21 protein-coding genes are annotated in these 22,590 nt (G+C 68.5%); 20 read left to right on the plus strand and 1 reads right to left on the minus strand.

Going from position 1 to position 22,590, the window contains the following annotated elements; all coding sequences use genetic code 11:
- Positions 1–6: 6 nt before the first annotated feature.
- The 5 genes from QA861_RS29010 to QA861_RS29030 all read left to right on the plus strand — a co-directional run bounded on the left by QA861_RS29010 (position 7) and on the right by QA861_RS29030 (position 4,457).
- Positions 7–717, plus strand: a complete 711-nt coding sequence (locus QA861_RS29010; protein ID WP_334591632.1) for a cytochrome P450 — start codon at positions 7–9, stop codon at positions 715–717.
- Between the two features lie 141 nt (positions 718–858).
- Positions 859–1,326, plus strand: coding sequence for a DoxX family protein (locus tag QA861_RS29015; protein WP_334591633.1), 468 nt, complete (start codon positions 859–861; stop codon positions 1,324–1,326).
- On the plus strand, positions 1,323–2,405 hold the full coding sequence (locus QA861_RS29020; protein ID WP_334591634.1) for an amidohydrolase family protein: 1,083 nt from the start codon (positions 1,323–1,325) through the stop codon (positions 2,403–2,405). Before QA861_RS29015 ends, QA861_RS29020 begins: the two co-directional genes overlap by 4 nt.
- Positions 2,402–3,388 carry a cyclase family protein gene (locus QA861_RS29025; RefSeq protein ID WP_193381448.1) on the plus strand — a complete coding sequence of 329 codons (987 nt, stop codon included), beginning with the start codon at positions 2,402–2,404 and terminating at the stop codon, positions 3,386–3,388. The genes QA861_RS29020 and QA861_RS29025 overlap by 4 nt, the downstream gene beginning before the upstream one ends.
- A gap of 103 nt (positions 3,389–3,491) precedes the next feature.
- Positions 3,492–4,457, plus strand: coding sequence for a fumarylacetoacetate hydrolase family protein (locus QA861_RS29030; RefSeq protein ID WP_334591636.1), 966 nt, complete (start codon positions 3,492–3,494; stop codon positions 4,455–4,457).
- A 180-nt stretch (positions 4,458–4,637) separates the two neighbouring features.
- On the opposite strand, the gene QA861_RS29035 is transcribed toward QA861_RS29030, so the two are convergent.
- Positions 4,638–5,765 (minus strand): FAD-dependent monooxygenase, encoded by a 1,128-nt coding sequence (locus tag QA861_RS29035; RefSeq protein WP_334591637.1) that lies wholly within the window; start codon positions 5,763–5,765, stop codon positions 4,638–4,640.
- A 631-nt stretch (positions 5,766–6,396) separates the two neighbouring features.
- On the opposite strand from QA861_RS29035, the gene QA861_RS29040 reads away from it, so the two are divergent.
- The 15 genes from QA861_RS29040 (at position 6,397) to QA861_RS29110 (ending at position 22,586) form a co-directional block, all read left to right on the plus strand.
- Positions 6,397–7,281, plus strand: a complete 885-nt coding sequence (locus QA861_RS29040; protein WP_319673626.1) for a DODA-type extradiol aromatic ring-opening family dioxygenase — start codon at positions 6,397–6,399, stop codon at positions 7,279–7,281.
- Positions 7,278–7,565, plus strand: a complete 288-nt coding sequence (locus tag QA861_RS29045) for a hypothetical protein (RefSeq protein WP_334591638.1) — start codon at positions 7,278–7,280, stop codon at positions 7,563–7,565. Before QA861_RS29040 ends, QA861_RS29045 begins: the two co-directional genes overlap by 4 nt.
- Positions 7,566–7,765: 200 nt before the next feature.
- The gene (locus tag QA861_RS29050; protein WP_334591640.1) at positions 7,766–9,127 is read left to right on the plus strand and encodes a glycine cleavage T C-terminal barrel domain-containing protein; all 1,362 of its coding nucleotides are present in this window, start codon (positions 7,766–7,768) and stop codon (positions 9,125–9,127) included.
- Between the two features lie 92 nt (positions 9,128–9,219).
- On the plus strand, positions 9,220–10,245 hold the full coding sequence (locus tag QA861_RS29055; protein WP_334591641.1) for an alcohol dehydrogenase catalytic domain-containing protein: 1,026 nt from the start codon (positions 9,220–9,222) through the stop codon (positions 10,243–10,245).
- 96 nt (positions 10,246–10,341) lie between these two features.
- Positions 10,342–10,554, plus strand: coding sequence for a TetR/AcrR family transcriptional regulator (locus QA861_RS29060; RefSeq protein ID WP_334591642.1), 213 nt, complete (start codon positions 10,342–10,344; stop codon positions 10,552–10,554).
- 55 nt (positions 10,555–10,609) lie between these two features.
- Positions 10,610–11,245: a TetR/AcrR family transcriptional regulator gene (locus QA861_RS29065; RefSeq protein WP_334591643.1), complete on the plus strand. Its 636-nt coding sequence runs from the start codon at positions 10,610–10,612 to the stop codon at positions 11,243–11,245.
- Between the two features lie 375 nt (positions 11,246–11,620).
- Positions 11,621–12,667: a pyridoxal phosphate-dependent aminotransferase gene (locus QA861_RS29070; RefSeq protein WP_334591644.1), complete on the plus strand. Its 1,047-nt coding sequence runs from the start codon at positions 11,621–11,623 to the stop codon at positions 12,665–12,667.
- A gap of 512 nt (positions 12,668–13,179) precedes the next feature.
- Positions 13,180–14,454 carry an ABC transporter substrate-binding protein gene (locus tag QA861_RS29075; RefSeq protein ID WP_334591645.1) on the plus strand — a complete coding sequence of 425 codons (1,275 nt, stop codon included), beginning with the start codon at positions 13,180–13,182 and terminating at the stop codon, positions 14,452–14,454.
- A 214-nt stretch (positions 14,455–14,668) separates the two neighbouring features.
- Positions 14,669–15,619, plus strand: coding sequence for a carbohydrate ABC transporter permease (locus QA861_RS29080; RefSeq protein WP_334591646.1), 951 nt, complete (start codon positions 14,669–14,671; stop codon positions 15,617–15,619).
- Positions 15,616–16,509, plus strand: a complete 894-nt coding sequence (locus tag QA861_RS29085) for a carbohydrate ABC transporter permease (protein ID WP_334591647.1) — start codon at positions 15,616–15,618, stop codon at positions 16,507–16,509. The genes QA861_RS29080 and QA861_RS29085 overlap by 4 nt, the downstream gene beginning before the upstream one ends.
- Before the next feature lie 112 nt (positions 16,510–16,621).
- On the plus strand, positions 16,622–17,611 hold the full coding sequence (locus QA861_RS29090; RefSeq protein ID WP_334591648.1) for an alpha/beta hydrolase: 990 nt from the start codon (positions 16,622–16,624) through the stop codon (positions 17,609–17,611).
- Positions 17,608–18,354 (plus strand): sugar phosphate isomerase/epimerase family protein, encoded by a 747-nt coding sequence (locus QA861_RS29095; RefSeq protein ID WP_334591650.1) that lies wholly within the window; start codon positions 17,608–17,610, stop codon positions 18,352–18,354. Before QA861_RS29090 ends, QA861_RS29095 begins: the two co-directional genes overlap by 4 nt.
- Positions 18,351–19,445 carry a Gfo/Idh/MocA family protein gene (locus QA861_RS29100; protein ID WP_334591651.1) on the plus strand — a complete coding sequence of 365 codons (1,095 nt, stop codon included), beginning with the start codon at positions 18,351–18,353 and terminating at the stop codon, positions 19,443–19,445. Before QA861_RS29095 ends, QA861_RS29100 begins: the two co-directional genes overlap by 4 nt.
- 22 nt (positions 19,446–19,467) lie before the next feature.
- Entirely contained in the window at positions 19,468–21,939 is a 2,472-nt protein-coding gene (locus QA861_RS29105) for a glycoside hydrolase family 2 TIM barrel-domain containing protein (protein ID WP_334591652.1), read from the plus strand.
- The gene (locus QA861_RS29110) at positions 21,936–22,586 is read left to right on the plus strand and encodes an RraA family protein (RefSeq protein ID WP_334591653.1); all 651 of its coding nucleotides are present in this window, start codon (positions 21,936–21,938) and stop codon (positions 22,584–22,586) included. Before QA861_RS29105 ends, QA861_RS29110 begins: the two co-directional genes overlap by 4 nt.
- The last annotated feature ends 4 nt before the right edge of the window (positions 22,587–22,590 follow it).

A 22,590-nucleotide genomic window follows, 5' to 3' on the forward strand; every position in this document is an offset into this window, starting at 1 on the left:
CAGATCGTGCTGGACACGGAATACGACGTCGAGAAATTCAACGACGTCATGTTCGGCGTCTCCGCCCAGTACGCCGGTGTCGTCGTCGCGCAGCGACGGGCCGCACCGCTCGATCCCGACAACGACATGATCAGCGGCTCCCCGGCCACCGAGATCAACGGCACCAAACTCACCGACGACCAGGTCATCAAAATCGCCATAGCGATGATCGCCGCCGGGCACTTCACGACTGCGGAGACACTCGGGTCGGCGATCCACCGGGTGGCCACCGTCCCCGGGCTGCAGGAGACGCTACGGTCGCGGCCCGACCTCATACCGACGGCAGTGGAGGAGATGATCAGCCTCGCCCTGCCCCTCCACGAACTCGGCCTGATGGCCGCCCCCGACGTCGAACTGCACGGCCGCACCATCCCGCGGGGCTGCCCCGTTGGGCTCAACATCGCCGCCGCCAACCGCGACCCCGAGGCCTTCGACAACCCCGACGAGTTCGTCCTCGACCGGAGCCAGAACCGCCACCTCGGCTTCGGCCACGGCGTCCACAAGTGCGTCGGTGCCCCGCTGGCCCGCTTGGAGATGAGGGTCGTGTTGGAGGAGATCCTGGCCAGGACGACGTCCACCGAGCTCGCCGGTGAGCCCCAGAACGACGTGGGCCTGCTGGGCGGGGGCTTCGAGAGGGCGCCGGTCCGTCTCCGGAGCGCGGCCGACCACGACAACTGACCCCTCGTCCGACCCGCCTTTCTTGTGCGGCCCGTGGGCGGCCGCGGCTCGCGAGCGACTGCTTGATCCGGTCGCCGATCCACGAGCGCGGCTTTCCCCAACGCTCATCCACTCCGTCACCCCACGGGAAGAGAAACAGACATGGCGATCGTTTCCCTGCCACCTGTCCAGCGCCTCAGACCTCTGGCACCACTCGTCGTACGCGTGGCCGCCGGGGTCATCCTGATCGCGCACGGCTTCCACTACTCTCCCGCAGAGTTCGGCCAACTCGCCCGCCAGGCTTTCGGCTTGCCGTTCCCCGGCCTCATCGGCTGGGCGGCGATCCTGCTGCAAGTGGTCGGAGGCGGCATGTTCGTCCTCGGCCTGCTGTCGCGGATCGTCGCGATCCCGGCGATCGTGCACATGGCGCTCGCCCTCTCGTGGGAGGTGCAGTTCGGGCTCGCGCCGGAGAACACGGCGGAGAGCATCGGCGCGCAGGTTCCATTCCTCATCATGGCGGGCTTCATCCTCGTGCTGCTCGCTGGCCCCGGGCCCGTGTCCCTGGACAGGTTGATCGGCTGGGATCAGCGCTTCCAGTCGGCACGGACGGATGAGGTGGTGGCGCCGTGAGCGTGCCCACCGTCGATGTGCACGCCCATGCGGGCGTACCGGCCGTCGACGCGCTGATCGAGGGGCAGCCGGGCCTGGCACGGCAGCGGGAGATCGACGCGGCCACCCTCGGCCGGGCGTCCCTGGCGGTGAACCTGAAGCAGATCGCCGAGCTCGGGCCGAAGCTGGTCGACCTCGAGCTGCGGCTGGCCGCGATGGACGCCGCGCGTGTGCAGGTGCAGGCGGTCAGCACAGTACCGCTGCCCCATGCGTGGGCCGACCGGGAGCTGGCCACCCGCATCATCGCGGTGGGCAACGAGGGCATCGCCGCGTTGTGCGCGAAGGAACCGACTCGGCTGCTTCCGATCGGAGCCGTAGCGCTGCAGCACCCCGACCTGGCGGTCGGGCAGCTGGTGACAGCGGTCCGCGACCTCGGTATGCGGGGGGTGCAGATCTCGACCTCCGCCGGCCCGGGCCGGGAGCTCGACGACCCGTCGCTGACCGGCTTCTGGGCCGCCGCCGAGGAACTGGGCGCCGCCGTGCTCATCCACCCCTGGGGCTGCACCCTCGGCGAGCGGCTGAATGCCTACTACCTGTTCAACAGCGTGGGTAACCCGACCGAAACCGCTCTCGCGCTGTCCCGGATCGTGTTCTCCGGACTGCTCGAGCGGCACCCCCGGCTGAAGATCTGGTCCGCGCACGGCGGTGGCTACCTGGCCAGTTACATGGTCCGCGCCGACCACGCCTGGGCGGCCCGCTCCGACGCGCACACCACCGTCGAGCCGCCGTCCGCGCTGCTGCGCCGCACCTTCGTCGACTCGCTGGTCTACACCACTGAGCAGCTGCGGCACCTGGTCGGCTCGATGGGCGCGAGTCAGGTGACCCTCGGCAGCGACTACCCCTTCGACATGGGCGTGGTCGACCCGGTCGACCGCCTGGAGGCGGCCGGCTTCGACCAGGCCACGACTGACGCCATCCGCGGTGGCAACGCCGCCCGCCTCCTGGGTCCGATCCCGACGGTGGAACCGCGCACTCATGACGAAGCCCCGATGACCTTGCTGTCGATCCTTGATCGGAACTCCACGGAGGAAGACCTGTGACCACGTTCGACCGCTCCGATCCCGAAGGGGCCATCGCGGCCGCGGCCAAGCGCGTCTCCAACTGGGGCCGCTGGGGCGCCGATGACGTCCTCGGCACGCTGAACTTCCTCGACGAGGCCAAACGGGCACAGGGCGCGCGGCTGGCCCGCCGCGGCGTGAGCTTCTCGCTGGCCCAGCGCTTCGACGCGGAAGGTCCGCAGAAGGGGTGGCGGCGGCGCACCAACCCGGTGCACACCATGCTCTCTTCCGGCCTGGACGCAGAATTCGGCCCGGCGGAGTTCCCGCACGGGCTCGGCGGCGCGGACGACGTGGTGTTCATGCCGCTGCAGGCCTCCACCCAGTGGGACGGCCTCGGCCACATCTTCGACCACGGCACGGCCTACAACGGACGCCGCGCCTCACAGGTGGTGACCAGCGAGGGAGACAGGCTCACCGGCATCGAGACCGTGGCCGACAGGATCGCCGGCCGGGGCGTGCTGCTCGACGTCGGCAGGGCGATCGGTGCCGAGGGCGATCTGCCGGACGGCTTCGCCATCACCGCCGAACACCTCGAGGCGACCATCACCGCGCAAGGTGAGACCGCCCGGGTCGGCCGCGGCGACCTGCTGCTGGTCCGGACCGGCCAGCTCACCCGCGTTCGGCGCGGCATCGCCGCGGGCGACGGCTGGGGCGACTACGCGGGCGGCCCCGCCCCCGGTCTGTCGTTCGCCACGGCCGACTGGCTGCACTCCTCCGAGATCGCCGGGATCGCCACCGACACCTGGGGCTTCGAGGTTCGCCCCAACGAGTTCGATGTCGCCTTCCAACCGCTGCATCAGGTCGCCATCCCGCACATCGGCCTGTTCATCGGAGAGCTGTGGGACCTCGACACCCTGGCGGCCGACTGCGCCGCCGACGGCGTCTACGAGTTCCTTCTCGTGGCAGCCCCCCTACCCGTGACCGGCGCCGTCGGCGCACCGGTCAACCCCCTCGCCGTCAAATGACGGGTAAGGAGCCCACCGTGCCCGTGGTGCACGACGTCATCGTCGACCGACGTCCGTCGAACACGCTCACTCCGCCGCCCCTCCACCTCGCCGGTCCAGGTCGATGAAGTTCGCGACCTGGGAGTCCCAGGGCAGAACGTTTTCGGGTGTCGTCTCCCAGGCAGGGCTGCACGCCCTCCCGGAGGGGACGACAGTGCTCGACCTCGTACGTGCGGGGCTGCCGGCCGCGCTGGAGACGGGCGGCACGGCGCTGGAGACGCGGGCCGTGCCGGCGGACGGCGTCCGGCTGCTGCCGCCGCTCGCCCCGCCCACCATGCGGGACTTCGTGGCCTTCGAGGAGCATGTGGAGGGGGTGGTACGGAGCATGACCGACGGCGGAGTGATGTCGGAGTGGTACGAGGCGCCCACCTTCTACTTCACCAACCCCTACGCGCTCGTCGGTGCCCATGACGACGTCGCCGTCCCGCCCGGCTCACAGCTGCTCGACTTCGAGCTCGAGGTCGCCGCCGTCGTCGGCAGGGGCGGCGCGTCGCTGAGTCCGGAGCAAGCCCGTGATGCCGTCTTCGGCTACACGGTGCTCAACGACTGGTCTGCGCGCGACCTGCAGCGCCGGGAGATGAAGGTCGGCCTGGGCCCGGCCAAGGGCAAGGACTTCGCCGGCACCCTGGGCCCGTGGCTGGTCACCGCCGACGAACTGGAGCCGTACCGGGACGGCGAGGGCTTCCTGTCCCTCGAGATGCGGGTCTCCGTGAACGGCACCGAGATCGGGCATGACCTGCTGTCCAACATGGGCTGGCCGTTCGAGGAACTGGTCTCCTACGCATCCCGCGGCAGCGAGGTCCGCGCCGGGGACGTCCTCGGCTCGGGCACCTGCGGGAACGGCGGTTGCCTGGCGGAGCTGTGGGGCCTCCGTGGCCGCCCGGACCCGCCGCCGCTGCGGCCCGGCGACGTCGTGGAGATGACCGTCGAGGGCATCGGTACCATCCGCAACCGGGTCGTCCCCGGCCTCCTGCTGCCGCCGGTCCGCGCCGCCCGGACACGGCCACGGGCGAGAACGCGGCTGTCGTGAGCGGGCGGTGACGCGAGCGTGGTGCTTCGACGGGGGTCGAAGTCCGGGGAGCGCGAAGGCGCGCGTCGATGATCGCACCGCCGGGCGCCGTCGTCAGGGGCGGCGCCCGGTCCGGTGGTCGTGCGTCGTCATGCTCGCCGGCTCCCGTGGTCGTCGGTCCGCATGTGCCGGGCACGGGGCTTAGTAGGGGCTGGAGAGAGCCTCCATCGCCCGCCCCCGCACCTTGTTCTGGGCGGCGATCGGCTCTCCCCGCTGCTGCATGCGGTCCAGTTCGACGCTGGTCTGCACGACCAGGCGAGCCCGCTCGAAGCGCCGCGTCATGAAGCGCTTGAACACGTCCTCGAGCGGGCCGCCGGCCGCGCATTCCTGACCGAGAACCACGCCGTCCTCGATCGCCATCCCCCCTCCGGCACCGAGGTGGGCGGTGGTGGCGTGCGCGGCGTCGCCGATCAACAGGACCCGGCCCCGGCACCAGGGCTCGGACACGAGCAGCCAGTCGTAGTCGTTGACGATGATCTTCGTGTCGTCCGTGAGCCGCTCCTCCAGCGCGCGCATCAGCGGCGCAGTGAAAGCGCGGAGGTTCTCCCGGACGATCTGGCGGGCCTGTTCCGCATCGATGCGCGGGCGCTCCGGGAACTCGCGGCCGGTTGCGAGGTAGAGGCCGCCGTCCCGCTGCCGCCGGGTCACGCAGAGGTACTCCGACTCGTAGTGCCCGATCGGGCCGACGTCCGGCACCCCGTCGGCGACCCATCGGAACATCGTGAGGCCGGAGTAGGTCGGGGTCACCTGGTCCCCCAGGATGAGCGAACGCGTCTTCGACCGGATGCCGTCCGCGCCGATGACCAGGTCGTACGACCGCTCCGAGCCGTCGGTGAGGGTGGCGGTGACGGAGTCTTCCGTCTGCCGCAGCCCGGCCAGACCCACGCCGTTCCGGACGCTCGCGCCGGCCTGCTCCGCGGCTCGCCGGAGGATGTTCGCCAGGGTCGGCCGGTAGATGAGGATGCCGTGCGGCAGAGCGGACGTCGGCGCGGGAGGCATGGGCGGCGTAGACACCGGTTTCCCCGCCGCATCGAAGTAGGCGAAGATGTCCTGCGGGGACACCGCCAGCCCCTCGTCCAGGCACTGATCCAGGACTCCAATCTCGGCGAGACCGTCGACGGCCCGGTTGAGCAGTGAGATGGCGGCCCCGGCCGGACCGTCTGCCAGGTCGACGACGTCGCAGGAGATTCCGGTACGGGACAGGGCAGTCGCGGTGGTCAGGCCGGCGATGCCCCCGCCGACGATGAGCGCGTTCTGGATGCTGGTCATGGCAGGACTCCCGAGTGCGTCAGGGCAGGTTGAGGAGATCGGTGCAGGGCGATGAGAGACGTCCGGGCCGAATACCAACGAGCGACGGTGAGCACCGGGAGACCCGGCGGCTCCGCTGCGGATACCCTGAACTCCCGTGGTGCAGCACCATCTTGTGGGTGGCCTGGGCCACGTCCAATACGTGCTTTCATATCGCAGCCATGGACCAGATGAATACCCGGCCGCACGCCGTGTCTGCCCTTCGGGGCAGCTCGCGTCACGGGCCGGCATCAAAGGATCTGGTGTCCCCTCCGGTGCTGGTGGCGCTGCTCCGGAAAACGGTGCGTCACACGGGCCGGCGAGGTCGTCGGGCTCATCCAGTCGGCCACCAGCAATGCCCTGGCCGGGCTGCGCCCCGGTTCGGTGACGAGCTGCTGGTGGGCATGCTCCACCGGGCGGCCTCAGCTGCCACGAACTTTCGGCGCACCCTCCCACATGACGAACGTGTCGGACCATACGCTCCGCGGATAGTGCGCATACCGGTTCCGCTATTCCACAAGGACGTCGCACCGCTCACGCTGTTACCACCGAATGTGGAGACCCCCTCTGTACGGCTGGTCTGCCTGGAGGGTTCCATGCTGAAAGGTGAGCGATGGCCAGCGTCGTCCAAGTGCTGTGCACTCCCCATGACCCGCTGCTCCCCGGCGTTGCCGCCGGCGGATCGGCGGCTCCCGAGCCGCTGCGGCGATCAATAGCCCATTTCGCGGAACTGCGGGCACGGCTCGCCGCCGCGCGGCCCGACGTGCTGGTGGTGGTTTCCGGGGACCACTTCAACCAGTGGTTCTACGACAACATGCCGACCTTCCTGATCGGCAAGGCGGTCCGGGCGCGTGGCCCGTTCCCGCACGAGCAGGAGCTGTTCGGCATCGGGTCCTACGACACCGCCCTGGAAGGGGACATCGCGCGGCACCTGCTGCGCGGTGGCTTCGAGCGCGGGATCGACTTCTCCTACAGCGATGACTTCCTGCTCGACCACGGGTTCACCGTCCCGTTGAGCTTCCTCAGGCCCGAGCAGGACCTACCGGTCGTTCCGATCTTCACCAACGTGATGGCTCCGCCGGTGGCCACCGGGCGTCGTTTCTACGACCTCGGCGCCGCCATCGTCGAGATGGTGGAGGCGCACCCCGCCGACCTGCGGGTGGCGATCATCGCCAGCGGGCACCTGTCCAACGCGATCGGCAACCCGGCCATGGCACGGTTCCAGACCGAGCCGGAGACAGAGTGGGACAAACGTGTATGGGGGCAGATCACCGCCGGTGACACCGAGTCGCTGATCAAGGAGACCACCTACGAGTCGCTGGCAGCGATCGGCAGCGGCACCCCTGGATTCCTCGACTTCCTCTTCGCGCTCGGCGCTGTGGGCGGAGTCACCCCGGACTACGCCGAGAAGGTAGCCAGCACCTTCGCCCCACCGACCGGTTTCCTGGCCTGGGGTGACCATGCGTCCGCCCCCGCATCGGAGGTGGTGGCCCCATGAGCCGGTACGCCACCAACCGAGTGCTGTGGGAGGTCGCCGCCGACGGCGACCTGGCGCAGCAGCTGAAGGAAGTCCCGGAGGCCGCCCTCGCCGACCGCGACCTGACCGACCAGGAGCGCGAGGCGTTGGCCAGGACCGACATCCGCGAGTTGTTCCAGCTCGGTGTCCACCCCTTCCTGCTCTACAACTTCGCCCTCCGGCTGAACGGCGGCTTTTCCCTGGAGTGGATGGCGTCCTACCTGGAGCAGCTGAAGGGTCTGGAAGTCGGCGACGTGACGACGTGACCGCGCGACCAGTGCGGTGTATCGACGGCGAGACCCCTCGGCCGCCGAACCCGGCCAAGCAGCCGTCGCCTGCCGACGCAGCGGCACAGGCCGCGCCGTCCAGCTTTCTCGTGAGTATGTCGCTCAGCGAAATGACGGCTTCCCGGCGAAACAACTCCGGGTCAGAAATGCCGTACCACCATCACCGCCGGAGGAATTCCATGGAGCATCTGATCGACCGGCAGCGCGACCGCTACCAGGCTTTGCTGGAACTGGCCGACCGTCCCTTCGATGTGGAGCGGCCGGCGGTGTTCAGCCCGGCGGCCGCCGCCCAGGACGAGGCGAACGTCAAGGGTCTGCTCTTCCGGTGGACGCCCGTTTTCATCCCGTACGAGTACACCAACTGGGGCGAGGAGAGCCTGGCCCATGTGCAGTCGTGCTACATCGGCGACTGGTCGGCCATCGGCAAGCTCCGCGTCCACGGGACCGAGGCCCTGACCGCGCTCACCCGCATCGGCATGAACAACCTGTCACGCTTCGAGCCCGGCCAGATCAAGCATCACGTCCAGCTGGACGAACGCGGCCACATCGCCTCCGAGGGCCTGCTGTACCGGGTGGCCGAGGAAGAGTTCGTCTACAGCGGCGGCGGCGTCGACTGGACCGCCTGGCAGATCGACCAGGGCGGCTGGGACGCCAGGAGCGAGGTGATCAGCCCCGACATGTTCATCTTCGAGATCCAGGGGCCGACGTCGCTGTTCGCACTCGAGGCCGCGACCGGCAAGAGCCTGCGCGACATCGGCTTCAACCGGAGCCGCATGACCAGTATCAGCGGCATCCCCGTGCGGATTCTGCGCTCGGGGATCTCCGGGGAGCTGGGGTACGAACTGCACGGGTCCGCCGACGACGCCAACGCGGTCTGGACGGCGGTCGTCGAGGCCGGGGCCGAGCACGGCATCCGCCAACTGGGGATGCGCTCCCAACTCGTGGCCCACATCGAGGCGGGCATCGCGACCGTCGGCATCGACTACCTGCCTTCGTCGATCATCACGCCAGGGGCGCCCAAGCTCTTTCCCCGCGGGATGCCGGACGGCAGTTTCATCCCAACCGACGTGACGGAGTACTTCCGCCGCCCCGGTGAGCTCGGCTGGGGCCGTCGCGGAGCCCTCACCTCCCACGACTTCATCGGACGCGACGCGCTGGCAGCGGAGGCGACCGAAGGCGGCCCGGCGCGCCACCTGGCAGGCCTGCACTGGAACAACGAGGACGTGATCGCCCTGTTCGCCTCCCAGTTCGGCGACGGCCCGTTGCCCGATCCCATGGAGATGCCCCGCAAGATCGGCGCCAGCCTCGACCAGGTGCTGGTCAACGGAAACCCGGTAGGCGTCTCGACCTCCCGCACGTACAGCACGCACCTGCGCCGCACCATCTCCCTCTGCGTCATCGATCGCGACCTGGCGGCACCGGGCACCGAGGTGTCGGTGCTGTGGGGGAACCCCGGCACCGCCCAGCGCGAGCTCCGCGCCACCGTCACCTCCCTGCCCATGAAGGAGGACCGCCGTCGCACCGACGTCAGCACGCTGTGACCATGTCGTGACGCGCGCGTCCCTCCTGCGCCGTCGGTGGTCGACGACATCCGCGCCCTCCTTTCATCCGTCGCACAAGAAAGGTGAACTCCGTGAAGGCAGCCGTGATACCCGAGGTCAATGGCAGGTGGGAACTGCGCGAGGTGCCTACTCCGCAGCCAGGGCCCGGCGAGGTGCTGATGCGGGTGCGCGCCTCCGGCGTATGCGTCAACGACGTCCTGGCCACCACCGGGGCGATCCGGTTCCCCTCGGTCGACCCTGCGATCACCGGACACGAGCCGGCGGGCGAGGTCGTCGCGGTCGGGCCGGGGGTCACCACGCGCCGCGTCGGTGACCGGGTGGGAACCCACTGGGTACGGGCCGCCTGCGGACGGTGCGATTACTGCCGTCTGGGCCTGCCTGTTACCGGGCAGGCCGCCTTCGCGTGCGCGGCACCCACCACGACCGGTTTCAGCGTGCAGGGCGGACATGCCGAGTACATGGTCGTGGGCGCCGACGAGACCGTACTCCTGCCCGACGGACTCCCCTTCGAGTTGGCCGCGCCCATGCTGTGCGCGGGCTACACGGGCTGGTCCGCCCTGCGCGCCGGGGAGCCTCAGCCGCACGAGCGGGTCGCCGTGCTCGGCATCGGCGCGGTGGGCCATCTGGCGGTGCAGTTCGCGCACGCCTGCGGCCTTGAGACGATCGCGATGACAAGCTCGCCGGACAAACATGACGTGGCACGGCGGCTGGGCGCGGACGAGGTCGTGGCGAACGGCGTCGAATTGCGCGCAGCGGGCGGCGCCGACGTCATCTTGGCGACCGGCAAGTCGTATCCGGCCGCGGCGGAGGCGCTGACGGGCCTGCGGCCCGGCGGGCGACTGGTCCTGTCGGGCATCGACCCCACCGCCCCCTTCACCGTCCCGCCCGCCGGCAGGGGCCTTCCGTTCATCGGCACTCGCATGCAGGTGATCGGTTCCACCCACAACGGGCCGCAGTACCTCCGGGAGGCCCTCGACCTCGCCGCCGCGGGAAAGGTCACCCCCATGGTCGAGACGTTCCCGAAGGAGGAGGTGGCCACGGTGGTCGACAAGGTCGCCAAGGGCGCCGTCCGCTTCCGCGCGGTGGTCACCTACTAGGAGGTCGTCCGGGCGGCGACCTCGCCGCCTCGCCACACTAAAACAGAAGAACGTTGATGAATTAAGTCAGGGGCAAGGCACCGCTCTGCTCGATCCGTGACAAAGCAGGCGAAGGCAGCGAGCAGCGGGGCCCGCGGCCCCCGGGGGTCCTATGCGAAGACCGCGGAGGTGCGGCAGAAGATCCTCGACGCCTGCGTCGAGGCATTCGGCGCCGGAGGCTTCCACGGCGCCACCATGAAGGGGACACCGAGGAAGATCAGCAGAGCCATTCATGCACATCCCGGCACCGGGCGAGGCCCCGCCGCTTGAGCGACTCGGACGGACGTCACTATCGTCTTGCCCAGAGGTGAGACACCTCTCTGCGATGAGGCATCCCGGGAGGCTCCCCCTGACGGTCAAGAACGAGGAACAGGGTGCTGGGCGCGGCATGCGCCGCGACGCGGTCCGCAACCGCCGCAAGCTCCTGGAAGCCGTGGGGGAAGCACTCAGGACCGAGCCCGGCGCGATGACCATGGCCGTCGTCGCGGAGCGGGCCAACCTGTCGCTGGCCACGGCCTACCGGTACTTCCCGTCGGTCGAGGAGCTCCTCAAGGCCTATCTGCTCGGCGTGATCGTCCAGCTGCGCAACTACAGCCACGACTGCCCCAAGACCGGCCCGGCCCTGTTCGAGGACGTGGTGCGGGAATGGGCTCGTCTGGTCCGCAGCTACGGCCCCGCCATGGTCCAGATCCGGTCGCGCACGGGCTTCCTCACCCGCCTGCGCGACAACGACGAGGTGATCACCCCGGTCCGGGACGCCTGGGAGCGCCCCATTCGCAGTGTGATGCGGCACCTGGACGTGCCGGATGAGCATTTCGATCACGCGTTGTTCCTGTACAACGCCATGTTCGATCCACGCGAGATCCTGGACCTGATCAGCACCGGCCTCCCGGAGGAGGTAGCGATCAGCCGTTTGACGGCGGCCTACTACGGGGCTCTCCAGGGCTGGGCAGGCGCCTGAGGTACACGATCGGCAGCCGGTGGGGGCGGCTCCCCCGCGGGGGAGCCGCCCCCTCAGTACCAGGAACCAACCACCCACGGCGTCTGCGGTGGGCTTCAGGCATGCCCACCGGCAGCGCGCATGCAGCGCGCCCACCGCGCACCCGCTCGGGCATGCGCAACCACCTACCTCCGGCCGATCCAGCCGCGTCCCCACCCTTGAACCGCTCACCACGATGTGAGAACGTTCTCGCACTTTACATCCGTCGTGACCCCTGGAGATCGGATGAGCGCCCTCCCCTCCCAAACGGCCAGTTCTCTCCCGGAACGCATCAGAGCAGCTTCGAGGCGGCCCAAAACACTGGGCGGTGCGGTGCCGGGCGCCATCTCTCTGGCCATGGGTGAACCGGACAGCAACACGCCGCAGCCAGTGGTGGAAGCTGCCGTCCGGGCGTTGCGCGCCGGTCGCACTCGTTACTCGCAGATCACAGGGTCGCCGGATCTCCGGCAGGAGATCGCCTCCCACCTGGCGCGTTTCCAGGGCCTCGGGGTCGACCCGGCGAATGTCGTCGTCACTCACGGAGGCAGCGCCGGCCTCGCAGCCACCGCCCTCGCTTTGCTGAACCCGGGCGATCGAGTGCTGCTCCCCGAACCGACCTACTCCCTGTACGCGGACCACGCGGCCATGGCAGGGGCCAAGGTCGAGTGGATCTCCACGCGGCCTGACGGCTCCATCGACCTGAACAGACTCGCGGCGGCCGCAGCGGGAGCCCGCATGCTCATCCTGTGCAATCCCGTGAACCCCACCGGAATGGTGTTCTCCAAAGCCGATATCGAAGGAGTCGGCGCCATTCTCCGCGATCACCCCGACCTCTACCTCCTGTCGGACGAGGCATACAGCGACATCGTCTTCGACGAGATCGCGTTCACCTCGGCATCTGAACTGATCTCCGTGCGGGACCGGGTGGTGCTCTCCGGCACGTTCTCCAAGTCGTACTCGATGACCGGCTGGCGCATCGGTTTCATCTGCGCCGCAGCCGCTGTCGCCGAAAAGATCAACCTCGTTCATCGGACGATCAACGGCCCTCTGAACACCTTCGTCCAGGACGCGGCCGTCGAGGCGCTACGCATTCCCGACAAAGATCTGCACGCACTCTCGGCGCGCTTCCAGCGGCGACGAGATCTCATCATGCGGCACCTCGACGGACTCGACGCGGTGAGCGTCGTTCGGCCTCTCGGAGCGTTCTACGCATTCCCTCGTATCGACAGCGCCCTGTCCTCCGTCGAACTCGCGCAACGGTTCGCCGTCGGAGGCGTGCTCGTACGCGCCGGGTCCGAATTCGGCCCGTCGGGCGAGGGGCACGTACGCCTGTCCTTCGCCACGGACGAGGCTGTACTCGAAGAGGGGCTGCGCCGCTTTACGCACGTCATCAACGCGCTTTAGCACCTGCCCCCTCGATTTCGATCACATATCAGCTCGGCCGACAGCGCGCATACACATGGACCCCGGAGATCTCGAGTGCGTCACAGAGGTCCCGAAGTCCGTGCTACCCAGCACCCCTTCCAGTGAAGAGCCAAGCTCTTTACCAAAAGTCGACGAGAAAGCGTTGACAGGCGGCACACCCGGCCCCATAGTCGACGCAACTGAGATTCGCTTCGCACTTCAGAGTGAGCCGCTCTGTTCGAACGCAAGCACTCCCAGCCTCGGACCCTGCTCCGCGGGGCCAGCGCATCACGTAGGCCAGACGGGCCAACAAGGGCTGGCGCACACCTCAAGTGAAACCCCAATCGCAAGCCGTTCGGCAGTGTTCGTAGGGATGAGTCCCCGATGACGGGAAGCTCTCAACGACTCCGTGCGCGACACGCCGCTCGCAGATCAACCGGCAGGCTCCGCTAGGCGGACGGCCGACGGAAGGAGTTCCCATGGCTTCACGGTGGGTGAAGGGGGCTGGGGCCATGTTGGCCGTTGGCTCGCTCGTCACGCTCAGCGCCTGTAGCGGGTCCGGCGACTCGGGCGGTTCGAGTTCCGGCGGCAAGTCGGTGACGGTGGAGTTCTGGGGGGCGGCGGTCGGCCTCGACAAGTCCGTGGCGCTGTGGAACAAGTCGCACCCCGACATCAAGGTCAAGTACAGCCAGATCCCGGCGGGCAGCATCGGCGGCTACGCCAAGATGCAGAACGCGGTGAAGGCCGGCAACGCACCCTGTCTCGGACAGGTGGGCTACGACACCCTCTCGAACTTCATCGCCACCGGCGCGCTGGAGGACATCTCCCAGTACGCCGACGCCGGCAAGGACAAGTTCGTGCCGTGGACCTGGCAGATGTCCAGCGTCGGCGACAGGGTGTTCGGCATCCCGGTCGACACCGGGCCCATGGCGATGTACTACCGCACCGACCTGTTCAAGAAGTACAAGATCTCGCCACCGAAGACCTGGGACGATTTCGCCGCGGCCGCGCAGAAGGTGCACAGCGCCAACCCCTCGGCCTACCTGACGACCACGCCGCAGGACGCCTATGACCTGGGGGCGCTGACCTGGCAGGCCGGAGGCAAGTGGTTCGGTACCGCGAACGACCGGTGGCAGGTGACCATCGACAACCCGCAGACGAGCAAGGTCGCGCAGTACTGGCAGGGCCTGCTGGACAAGAAGCTGGTCACCAGTGACCCGATGCTGGACACGGCCTGGTTCAAGAAGGTGCAGGACGGGCAGCTGCTGTCGCTCGTCAGCGCCGTGTGGGCGGCTCCGCTGATCTCCAAGAACCTGCCCGAGCTGTCCGGCAAGTGGGCCGTGGCGCCCATGCCCCAGTGGTCCGCCGGGCAGCAGACGGCCGGTAACCGCGGAGGCTCGGCGACCGTGGTGCTCAAGGGCTGCGAACACCCGAAGGAAGCCACGGAGTTCGCGACCTGGATGAGCACCGACAGCGACAGTGTCACCAATCTAATCAAGAACACGGGAATCTACCCGGCCGCGACGAGCGGACAGCAGCTGCCTGCCGTGGACCAGCCGTCGAAGTACTTCGGCGGACAGAACATCTACGACGTGTTCAAGACAGCGGCCGCGAACACGAGCACGGGCTGGGTGTGGGGCCCGACGATGAGCCAGGTTCAGTCCGACATGAAGGACGGGCTCAAGAAGGCCGGAGCCGGACAGGGCACCATCCCGAAGACCGTGACCTCCGTCCAGGACAGCACCGTCGCGGCCATGAAGAGCCAGGGGCTGAGCGTCGGGAAGTGACGCGCGCGGAGAACGACGGCGGGCGCCCGGCGGCCTTCCTGACCTGCCGGGCGCCGGCGCCGCAACTTCACACCCTCGGCCCCGACATGCGGGGGTCCGTCCTCCCCCGTGCCACCACCGCCCGCGCCCCCGCAGGGCGACGACCAGCCCGACCAGCACCAACGACCAGCCGGTCCCTCCCTTCACGGGACCACTTCTCGAGCAAGGAGCAGACATGGCGACAAGAACGCCTGGCGACGCTCTCGCCCACCCCATCGCCGGCTCGGCAGCAAAGCGTATCCCCGGCCGTGGCCACACTCGTTCCGCGGTGCTCTTCCTGGCACCGTTCGGGCTGTTGTTTACGGCGATGTTGCTCGCACCGATCGGCTACGCGGTGTACCAGAGCTTCTTCAGGACGCACCGCAGCGGCCTCGGACTGGGACCGTCGACGACTGTCTTCGCCGGGTTCGACAACTACGTGACGGCTCTGCACGACAGCCGGTTCATGTCGTCGTTCCTGCGGGTGTTCACACTCGGCATCGTGCAGGTGCCGGTGATGCTGGGCCTGGCGCTCCTCCTGGCGCTGCTGCTGGACTCGCGTGGCGCCGTGTTCAAGAAGGTCTTCCGGCAGATCTACTTCTTGCCCTACGCGCTGCCGGGCGTGATCGCCGCGATCATGTGGTCGTTCCTGTACGCACCGAGCGTCAGCCCGTTCACCGCTGCCCTGCGGCACGTCGGGCTCGAAGTGAACTTCCTGTCCGACGACCTCGTGCTCGCCTCGATCGGCAACATGATGACGTGGGCCTGGACCGGCTTCAACATGCTGATCATCTACTCGGCCTTGCAGGCGATCCCCGGCGAACTCACCGAAGCCGCTGTGATGGACGGCTGTTCCGGGTGGCGGGTCGCATGGCACGTGAAGATTCCCGCGGTACGGCCGGCGCTGATCCTCACCACGGTGTTCTCCATCATCGGCACCGCCCAGCTGTTCAACGAGCCCGCGGTGCTGAGTCAGGTCGCCCCGACCGTCTCCCCCACCTACACGCCGATCCTGGCCACACAGCAGTCGGCGGACATCAACAACTATAACTACGCGGCCACCCAGTCGGTCATCCTCGCCCTGCTGACCTTCGTGCTGTCGTTCGGCTTCCTCAAGTTCACCCAGCGGAAGGGCACCTTCGCATGACGACCGTCACTCCCACAGCAACACGTGCCGCCGCCGGGTCTCCCGGGCGACTGCGTACGTCATCGCTGGCCGGCCGGGCGGGCGTGTTCGCGGTCATGGCGCTCTTCGCCCTGTACACGCTCATCCCGGTCTGGTGGCTGCTGGTCACCGCGACGAAGAACAAGGGCTACCTGTTCACCACGAACGGGCTGTGGTTCTCCCACTTCGACCTGTGGACCAACATCCGTGATGTCTTCCAGGAACAGGACGGCATCTTCGCCCGGTGGCTGCTGAACAGCGCCCTCTACAGCTTCGGCGGCGCGGCGGTGAGCACGACACTGTCGGCCATGGCCGGGTACGCGCTGGCCAAGTACGCCTTCCGCGGTCGCGACCTGACCTTCAACGTCATCCTCGGCGCCGTCCTGATCCCGGACGTCATGTTCGCGCTGCCCCTGTACCTGATGTTCAGCCAGGTCCACCTCGTCAACACCTACTGGGCCGTCTTCCTGCCCAGCGTCGTCAGCCCGTTCGGGGTCTACCTGTCGCGCATCTACGCCGGAGCGTCGGTACCGGACGAACTGATCGAAGCCGCGCGACTCGACGGTGCTGGCGAGGCCCGGATCTTCTGGCGGGTCGCCATGCCGATCATGTCCCCCGCACTGGTCACCATCTTCCTGTTCCAGTTCGTCAGCATCTGGAACAACTACCTGCTGCCCCTGCTCATGCTCAACAGCGACGAACTTCAGCCGGTCACCGTCGGGCTGGCCAACTGGAGGGAAGGGGTGAACCAAGGCATCCCCTACAACATCACCATCACCGGCGCGTTCCTCTCGGTGATCCCTCTGATCGTCGCGTTTCTCGTCCTGCAGCGGTTCTGGCGCTCCGGACTGGCCGCCGGGAGCGTGAAGTAGGCCTGCCCGCCCAGCATTCCGGCCGGCCACGCGGCTGAGCGGATATCCCCCACCGCCTCCCGCCTACGCGCGCTGCACCCGATCCCCTCGCACCCCTGGAGACCTGACCCTGATGGCCCTGCATCCCAGCATCTCCGCGCGACTCAGCCAGATCGAGGACCTCCTGTCCTGGCGCGAGGCACTCGCCGATCCGGCCGTGCAACCTCGCCTGCAGGAATACCGGACCTGGAAGGCGGCAGCGGCACTGCCCTCCGTCGAAACCAGCGACGTGAGCATTCCCGGCCCCCACGGCCCGATAGCCGTCCGCGTCTACCGGCCGCCGTCAGCACCGCAGCGGCCTCGCCCTGGCCTGGTCTGGGTACACGGCGGCGGATGGGTCTTCGGCGATCTCGACATGCACGAGGCCGACTGGACCGCCCGCGAGGTGTGCGCCAGGGCCGACGTCGTGGTCGTGAACGTGGACTACCGGCTCGCGGTCGACGGCGTGACGTATCCAGTGCCGCACGACGACGTCGTGGCGGGCATCCGATGGGTGCGCGAGAACGCCGCGGTGCTCGGCATCGAACCGGCGCGGATCACCGTCGGTGGCGCGAGCGCGGGGGCGAACCTCGCCGCAGGAGCCGTACTTCGCCTGCGGGACGACGACAACTGGCTGCCCGCCACGCTGGTACTGGCCTATGCGACCATGCACGCCGTCTCGCCGCCCCTCGCGCCGGCGCTGGCCGAGGCATTCGCGCCATTGCCGCGCATGGTCCGGATCCTGCCGGAGGACGTGGCCGAGATGACGGCCAACTACCTGGGCGGCACGCCGGATCCGCACGGCTACGCCTTCCCCGCGGGCACCGTCCTGGACGGACTCTGTCCCACCCTGGTGCTCGACGCCGAGTACGACGATCTGCGCGCCAGCAGCGAGGCATTCGCGACTGCACTCGTGAAGTCGGGCGTACCCGTGCGGCAGGTCACAGTGCCCGGCGTACTGCACGGCTTCCTCAATCTGCCCACTTCCCTGGAACCGGTGGACCACGCGCTCGCCGTCCTGGCCCAGACGGTGGCAACGGCTCATGCGGGAGAACTCGCGCCGGACCAGGGAGAACGCGAATGACGGAGCGCCTGTACTCAGTTCAGCTCTATACGCTGCGCGACGGCATCACGACGGATCTCCCGGGGACGCTGGAGCGCGTCGCCGCGATGGGATTCGAGAACGTGGAGTTGTGGAGGTTCGAGCAGTACCGAGACGAGTACCGGCGCGCGCTGTCTGAGACACGGCTGCGCCCGCTGAGCGCACACGCCGATCTCGTCGACGGAGGCGGAGACGCTTCCGCGGTTGTCCGCGCGGCGGCCGAGCTCGGGATCGGCACGCTCATCGAACCGCGGATCGGCGCCGAGCGATGGACCACGCGCGGGGACATCGAAGCGGCGGCTGCGAGACTGAACGCCGTCGCGAGGCGTGCCCGGGACGAGGGCGTCACCATCGGGTACCACAACCACGACCACGAGGTCCGTCACGACTTCGACGGCAGGACCGGCCTCGAAGTCTTCGCGGAGGCGCTGGACGACGACGTCGTCCTGGAACTCGACACTTTCTGGGCCGAGGTCGGTGGTGCTTCCGCCGTGGAGTTGATCTCGCGGCTCGGAGCACGCGTCAAGTTCCTGCACGTCAAGGACGGCCCGTACACCACAACCCTCTCGGAGCAGCAGCCGGTCGGCCAGGGTGCGATGCCGGTGACCGACATCCTGAAGGCGGCACCGGAAGCGGTCCGCATCGTGGAACTGGACGACTACGCGGGCGACATGTTCGACGCCGTGCGGCAGAGCTTGCGTTATCTCATGGAGGTCGACCGATGAGCTCGAAGCGGGTGGGGGTCGGTGTCATCGGCGCCGGCGTCATCAGCCGGTACTACCTCGAGAACATGACGCGGTTCCCTGATCTGAACGTTGTCGCGGTAGCCGACCTCGACCAGGAACGCGCCGGTGCTGTTGCAGGTAAGTTCGGGCTGCGGTCCATGCTCGTCCACGAGCTCCTGACGTGCGACGACATCGAGATCGTGCTGAACCTCACCGTCCCCGCCGCCCACTTCGACGTGTCGGCCCGGATCCTCGCGAGCGGCAAGCACGTCTGGAGCGAGAAGCCCCTCGCCACCAGCCGTAGCGACGCACGGACACTGCTGGACGAGGCGGGCCGGCAAGGGCTTCGCGTGGCCTGCGCGCCGGACACGTTCCTCGGTGGTGCCCTGCAGACGGCACAACGAGCGGTCCTCGCGGGCCGCATCGGCGAACCGAAGAGCGCACTGGCGATCATGCAATCCCCAGGACCGGAGGGCGCGCACCCGAATCCCGCCTTCTACTACGACCAGGGAGCCGGCCCGCTGCTGGACATGGGGCCTTACCACGTCACCGCGCTCGTGCAGACCATGGGCGCCGTCCGGCGCGTGAGTTCGGTTTCCTCAACCGCACGGGCCGTCAGGCGCGTCCTCGTCGGTGCGGACGCCGGGACCGAGTTCGACGTGCGCGTACCGAGTCAGCACATGGCCCTTCTCGAGTTCGCCTCCGGCGCTCGGGCGACCCTCGTCACGAGCTTCGATTCGGGCATCCGCCGCGACCTCCTCGAACTCCACGGGACGCAAGCGTCACTGGAGGTGCCCAACCCCAACCGTTTCGAGGGAACGGGCAGGCTCGTCCCCTTTCACGCCGAGCCGGAAGACGTACCCGCTGTCGGGTCCACGTGGGGCCGGGGAGTGGGGGTGCTGGAGCTCGCTCGCTCGATACGCGACGACGTATCGGAACGCGCCTCCGGCGCTCTCGCCTGCCACGTTCTCGACGTGCTCCTCGCCGTCGAGGAGGCGGCACGGGCCGGGGCACCGCTGACCCTCGAATCCACCGTGGCATCGCCGGCTCCCCTGGACGAGGACTGGGACCCCACGGCCGCGACCCTCTAGAACGATCGAACAAGGAAGTTCAATGATCCGCATCCCGTTCAACGACGCGTGGCGCGTCGGCCCTCTCGTGTCCGTTCACGAGGCGATCGTGGTCGCCGGTGCCGGCGAGGAAGAAGTCACCCTGCCGCACGACGCCATGCTGGGGGGAGGGCGGTCCGCGGAGAACTCCGGTGGACCGCAGACGGGCTACTTCCGCGACGGAAAGTGGACCTACGAGAAGCAGTTCGACGTGCCGGAGGAATGGGCGACGAAGCGAGTCACCTTCGAGTTCGAAGGTGTTTACCGCGACGCGATGGTCTACATCAACGGTGCTCTCGCCGGACAGTGGGCAGGCGGATACTCCCGCTTCCACGTCAGCGCGGACCCCTTCCTGAAGTACGGCCAGGTCAACACGATCCGGGTGGACGCCCAGGCGCACCAGGACTCCCGCTGGTACTCGGGAGGCGGCATTAATCGTCCCGTCAACCTCCTCGTCGGCGACCTCGTCCACATCACCCCGACCGGGCTGCGACTCACCACGCCGGACATCGACGCCGATCTCGCCACCGTGGTGGCGGCGACCGAGATCGTCAACGAGGACGTCTCCACTCGCGTCGTCGAAGTGCTTCTCGAGATCCTGGACGCCGGGGGCGAGGTCGTGACGTCCGACCGGGCCCGGGTCACGCTCCTGGCGGGCGACAGGATCACCACCCACCAGCGGGCGTACGTCCAGCGGCCGTCACTGTGGAGCGTCGAATCACCCCACCTCTACCACGCGTCCGTGCGCCTCTCCGACGACAGCGGCCCGCTCGACGAGGCTGCCACGCACTTCGGTATCCGCACCGTCACCGCCGACCCGATCCGCGGCCTGCGGATCAACGGCAAGACCGTCAAGCTCCGGGGCGGTGCGATCCACCACGACAACGGCATCCTCGGCGCCGCCGACTTCGCCGACGCCGCCGAGCGGCGGGTGCGGATGCTGAAGGCCGCGGGCTTCAACGCCGTACGCTCCGCGCACAATCCGATGAGCGTCGCCCTGCTCGACGCGTGCGACCGCCTCGGCATGCTCGTCATGGACGAGCTGTTCGACGTGTGGACGGTCGCGAAGTCCGGTGACGACTACTCGCGCAGATTCCCGCAGTGGTGGGAACGCGACGTCGACTCGCTCGTGGCGAAGGACTTCAACCACCCCAGCGTGATCATGTACTCGATCGGCAACGAGATCATCGAAGCCGGAACCCCCCACGGCACGCGCCTGGGCCGCCGCATCGCCGACCGGGCACGCGAGCAGGACTCCACCCGCCTGGTCACCCACGCACTCCAGGGCATGTACATCGCCCGCGACAAGATCCCCGCGCTGAAGGCCGAACTGGGCCAGGACGCCGCCCCTGTCCGGGGCCTGAACGACTACCTGGGCCAGGTGACACATCTGATCGACGCCCTCATGGCCTCGCCGGTCGTCGGAGAGCGACTCGCCGAGCCCGCCTCCGTTCTCGATGTCGTGGGGCTCAACTACGGCGAGAGCCGGTACGTGCTGGACAAGGAGGCCCACCCCAACCGCGTCGTCGTGGGCTCGGAGACCTTCCCGACGAAGATCGACCGGCTGTGGCAGCTCGTCACCGAGAACCCCCACGTCATCGGCGACTTCACCTGGACCGCATGGGACTTCCTCGGCGAGGTCGGAACCGGCCGGCACGTCTATCCCGAGGACCAGCAGGTACACCGCGCCCCCTACCCGTGGCTCACCGCCGAATGCGGGGACATCGACATCATCGGGCAGCGTCACCCGATCTCCTACTACCGCGAGATCGTCTACGGGCTCACACAGACGCCCTACCTCGCCGTGCGACATCCCCGCGACGACGGCTACGTCATCAAGCCCAGGGCATGGACCTGGACCGATGTCTCCCCCAGCTGGACCTTCGACGTTCCCGTCGGCTCGCCGCTCCATGTCGAGGCCTACGCGGCAGCCGAAGAGGTCGAGTTCCGGCTCAACGGCACCACCGTCGCGACCGTGCCCGTCGGCACCGAGCGGAACTTCGTCGCCGAAGCCGACGTGCCCTACGAGCCCGGCGTCCTGGAGGTCGTGGCGTACCGCGACGGAGCGGAAGTGGGACGCTCGGCGCTGCGCACCGCCGGCGAGCCCACGCGCCTGAGCCTGGAGACGGACCGCTCCGAACTCACCGCCGATCCCCAGCGTTTGGCTCACATCAGCATCACCCTGGTCGACGGCAACGGTGTGCTCAACCCGGCCCGGGACACGAAGATCACGATCCGGGTCGACGGTCCCGGGGTCCTCCAGGGATTCGGTACGGGAGCTCCGGCCACCGAGGAGAGCTTCCTCGACGATTCCGCCACGTCGTTCAAGGGACGTGCCCTGGCGATCGTCCGGGCCACCGGGGAAACGGGACGGATCACCGTCACAGGCCGGGCACACGGACTCCCGGACGCCTCCCTCGAGATCGACGTCGTCCGGGCACCCATTCATCACGTGGCAGGGGAAGGACAGAAATGACCTACGCGCCGACATCGGCCGGCTCGCCCAACATCGAGGTCGGCCCGAAGTGGCAGCGCCCTGACGGGGAGTTGCTCGCGCAGTTCCAGCGGCACTCGGTCGCGAACATCGGAGACGCACTCGGGCGCCTCGGTATGCCCGACGGTGGCATCACACCTCTCTGGGACGGCTGCCGTGCCGTGGGCAGCGCCCTGACGGTCCTGACGGTCGCCGGAGACGATCTGGCCGTGATCGACGCCGTCGCACACATCGAACCCGGCGACTTCCTCGTCATCAACGGATTCGGTTACCCGGGCCGGGCCGTAATGGGCGACATCCTCAGCCAGTACTTCTCCTCGCGGGGAGCCGTGGGAGCGATCGTCGACGGAGCTGTCAGGGACCGCGACGAGATCCGGCAGCAGCAGTTCCCCGTTTGGTCGCGCTCGGTCACGCCGGCAGGGCCCTGGAAACACGGCCCGGGAGCCGTCGGGACGGCCGTCGCCATCGGTGGTGTCGTCATCAACCCCGGTGACGTGGTCGTGGCCGACGCCGACGGCGTCGTCGCAGTGCCCCTGAAGAAGGCGCATGAAATCGCCGCCGAGCTGGCGCGGATCGCGGAATCCGAGCAGGGCATGCGCACGCAGGCCAAGCAAGCGCCCACGAAATGAGCCG

This window comes from Streptomyces sp. B21-083, from assembly GCF_036898825.1.
Taxonomy (GTDB): Bacteria; Actinomycetota; Actinomycetes; order Streptomycetales; family Streptomycetaceae; genus Streptomyces.

Excerpts from the sequence above, each read along its gene's own strand:
- QA861_RS29090 (WP_334591648.1), top strand. The coding sequence starts at position 16,622 with ATGGCCCTGCATCCCAGCATCTCCGCGCGACTCAGCCAGATCGAGGAC.
- QA861_RS29085 (WP_334591647.1), top strand. The coding sequence starts at position 15,616 with ATGACGACCGTCACTCCCACAGCAACACGTGCCGCCGCCGGGTCTCCC.
- QA861_RS29080 (WP_334591646.1), top strand. The coding sequence starts at position 14,669 with ATGGCGACAAGAACGCCTGGCGACGCTCTCGCCCACCCCATCGCCGGC.
- QA861_RS29095 (WP_334591650.1), top strand. The coding sequence starts at position 17,608 with ATGACGGAGCGCCTGTACTCAGTTCAGCTCTATACGCTGCGCGACGGC.
- QA861_RS29035 (WP_334591637.1), bottom strand. The coding sequence starts at position 5,765 with ATGACCAGCATCCAGAACGCGCTCATCGTCGGCGGGGGCATCGCCGGC.
- QA861_RS29050 (WP_334591640.1), top strand. The coding sequence starts at position 7,766 with ATGGAGCATCTGATCGACCGGCAGCGCGACCGCTACCAGGCTTTGCTG.
- QA861_RS29070 (WP_334591644.1), top strand. The coding sequence starts at position 11,621 with ATGGGTGAACCGGACAGCAACACGCCGCAGCCAGTGGTGGAAGCTGCC.
- QA861_RS29030 (WP_334591636.1), top strand. The coding sequence starts at position 3,492 with ATGAAGTTCGCGACCTGGGAGTCCCAGGGCAGAACGTTTTCGGGTGTC.
- QA861_RS29045 (WP_334591638.1), top strand. The coding sequence starts at position 7,278 with ATGAGCCGGTACGCCACCAACCGAGTGCTGTGGGAGGTCGCCGCCGAC.
- QA861_RS29075 (WP_334591645.1), top strand. The coding sequence starts at position 13,180 with ATGTTGGCCGTTGGCTCGCTCGTCACGCTCAGCGCCTGTAGCGGGTCC.
- QA861_RS29065 (WP_334591643.1), top strand. The coding sequence starts at position 10,610 with ATGAGGCATCCCGGGAGGCTCCCCCTGACGGTCAAGAACGAGGAACAG.
- QA861_RS29015 (WP_334591633.1), top strand. The coding sequence starts at position 859 with ATGGCGATCGTTTCCCTGCCACCTGTCCAGCGCCTCAGACCTCTGGCA.
- QA861_RS29100 (WP_334591651.1), top strand. The coding sequence starts at position 18,351 with ATGAGCTCGAAGCGGGTGGGGGTCGGTGTCATCGGCGCCGGCGTCATC.
- QA861_RS29105 (WP_334591652.1), top strand. The coding sequence starts at position 19,468 with ATGATCCGCATCCCGTTCAACGACGCGTGGCGCGTCGGCCCTCTCGTG.
- QA861_RS29110 (WP_334591653.1), top strand. The coding sequence starts at position 21,936 with ATGACCTACGCGCCGACATCGGCCGGCTCGCCCAACATCGAGGTCGGC.
- QA861_RS29040 (WP_319673626.1), top strand. The coding sequence starts at position 6,397 with ATGGCCAGCGTCGTCCAAGTGCTGTGCACTCCCCATGACCCGCTGCTC.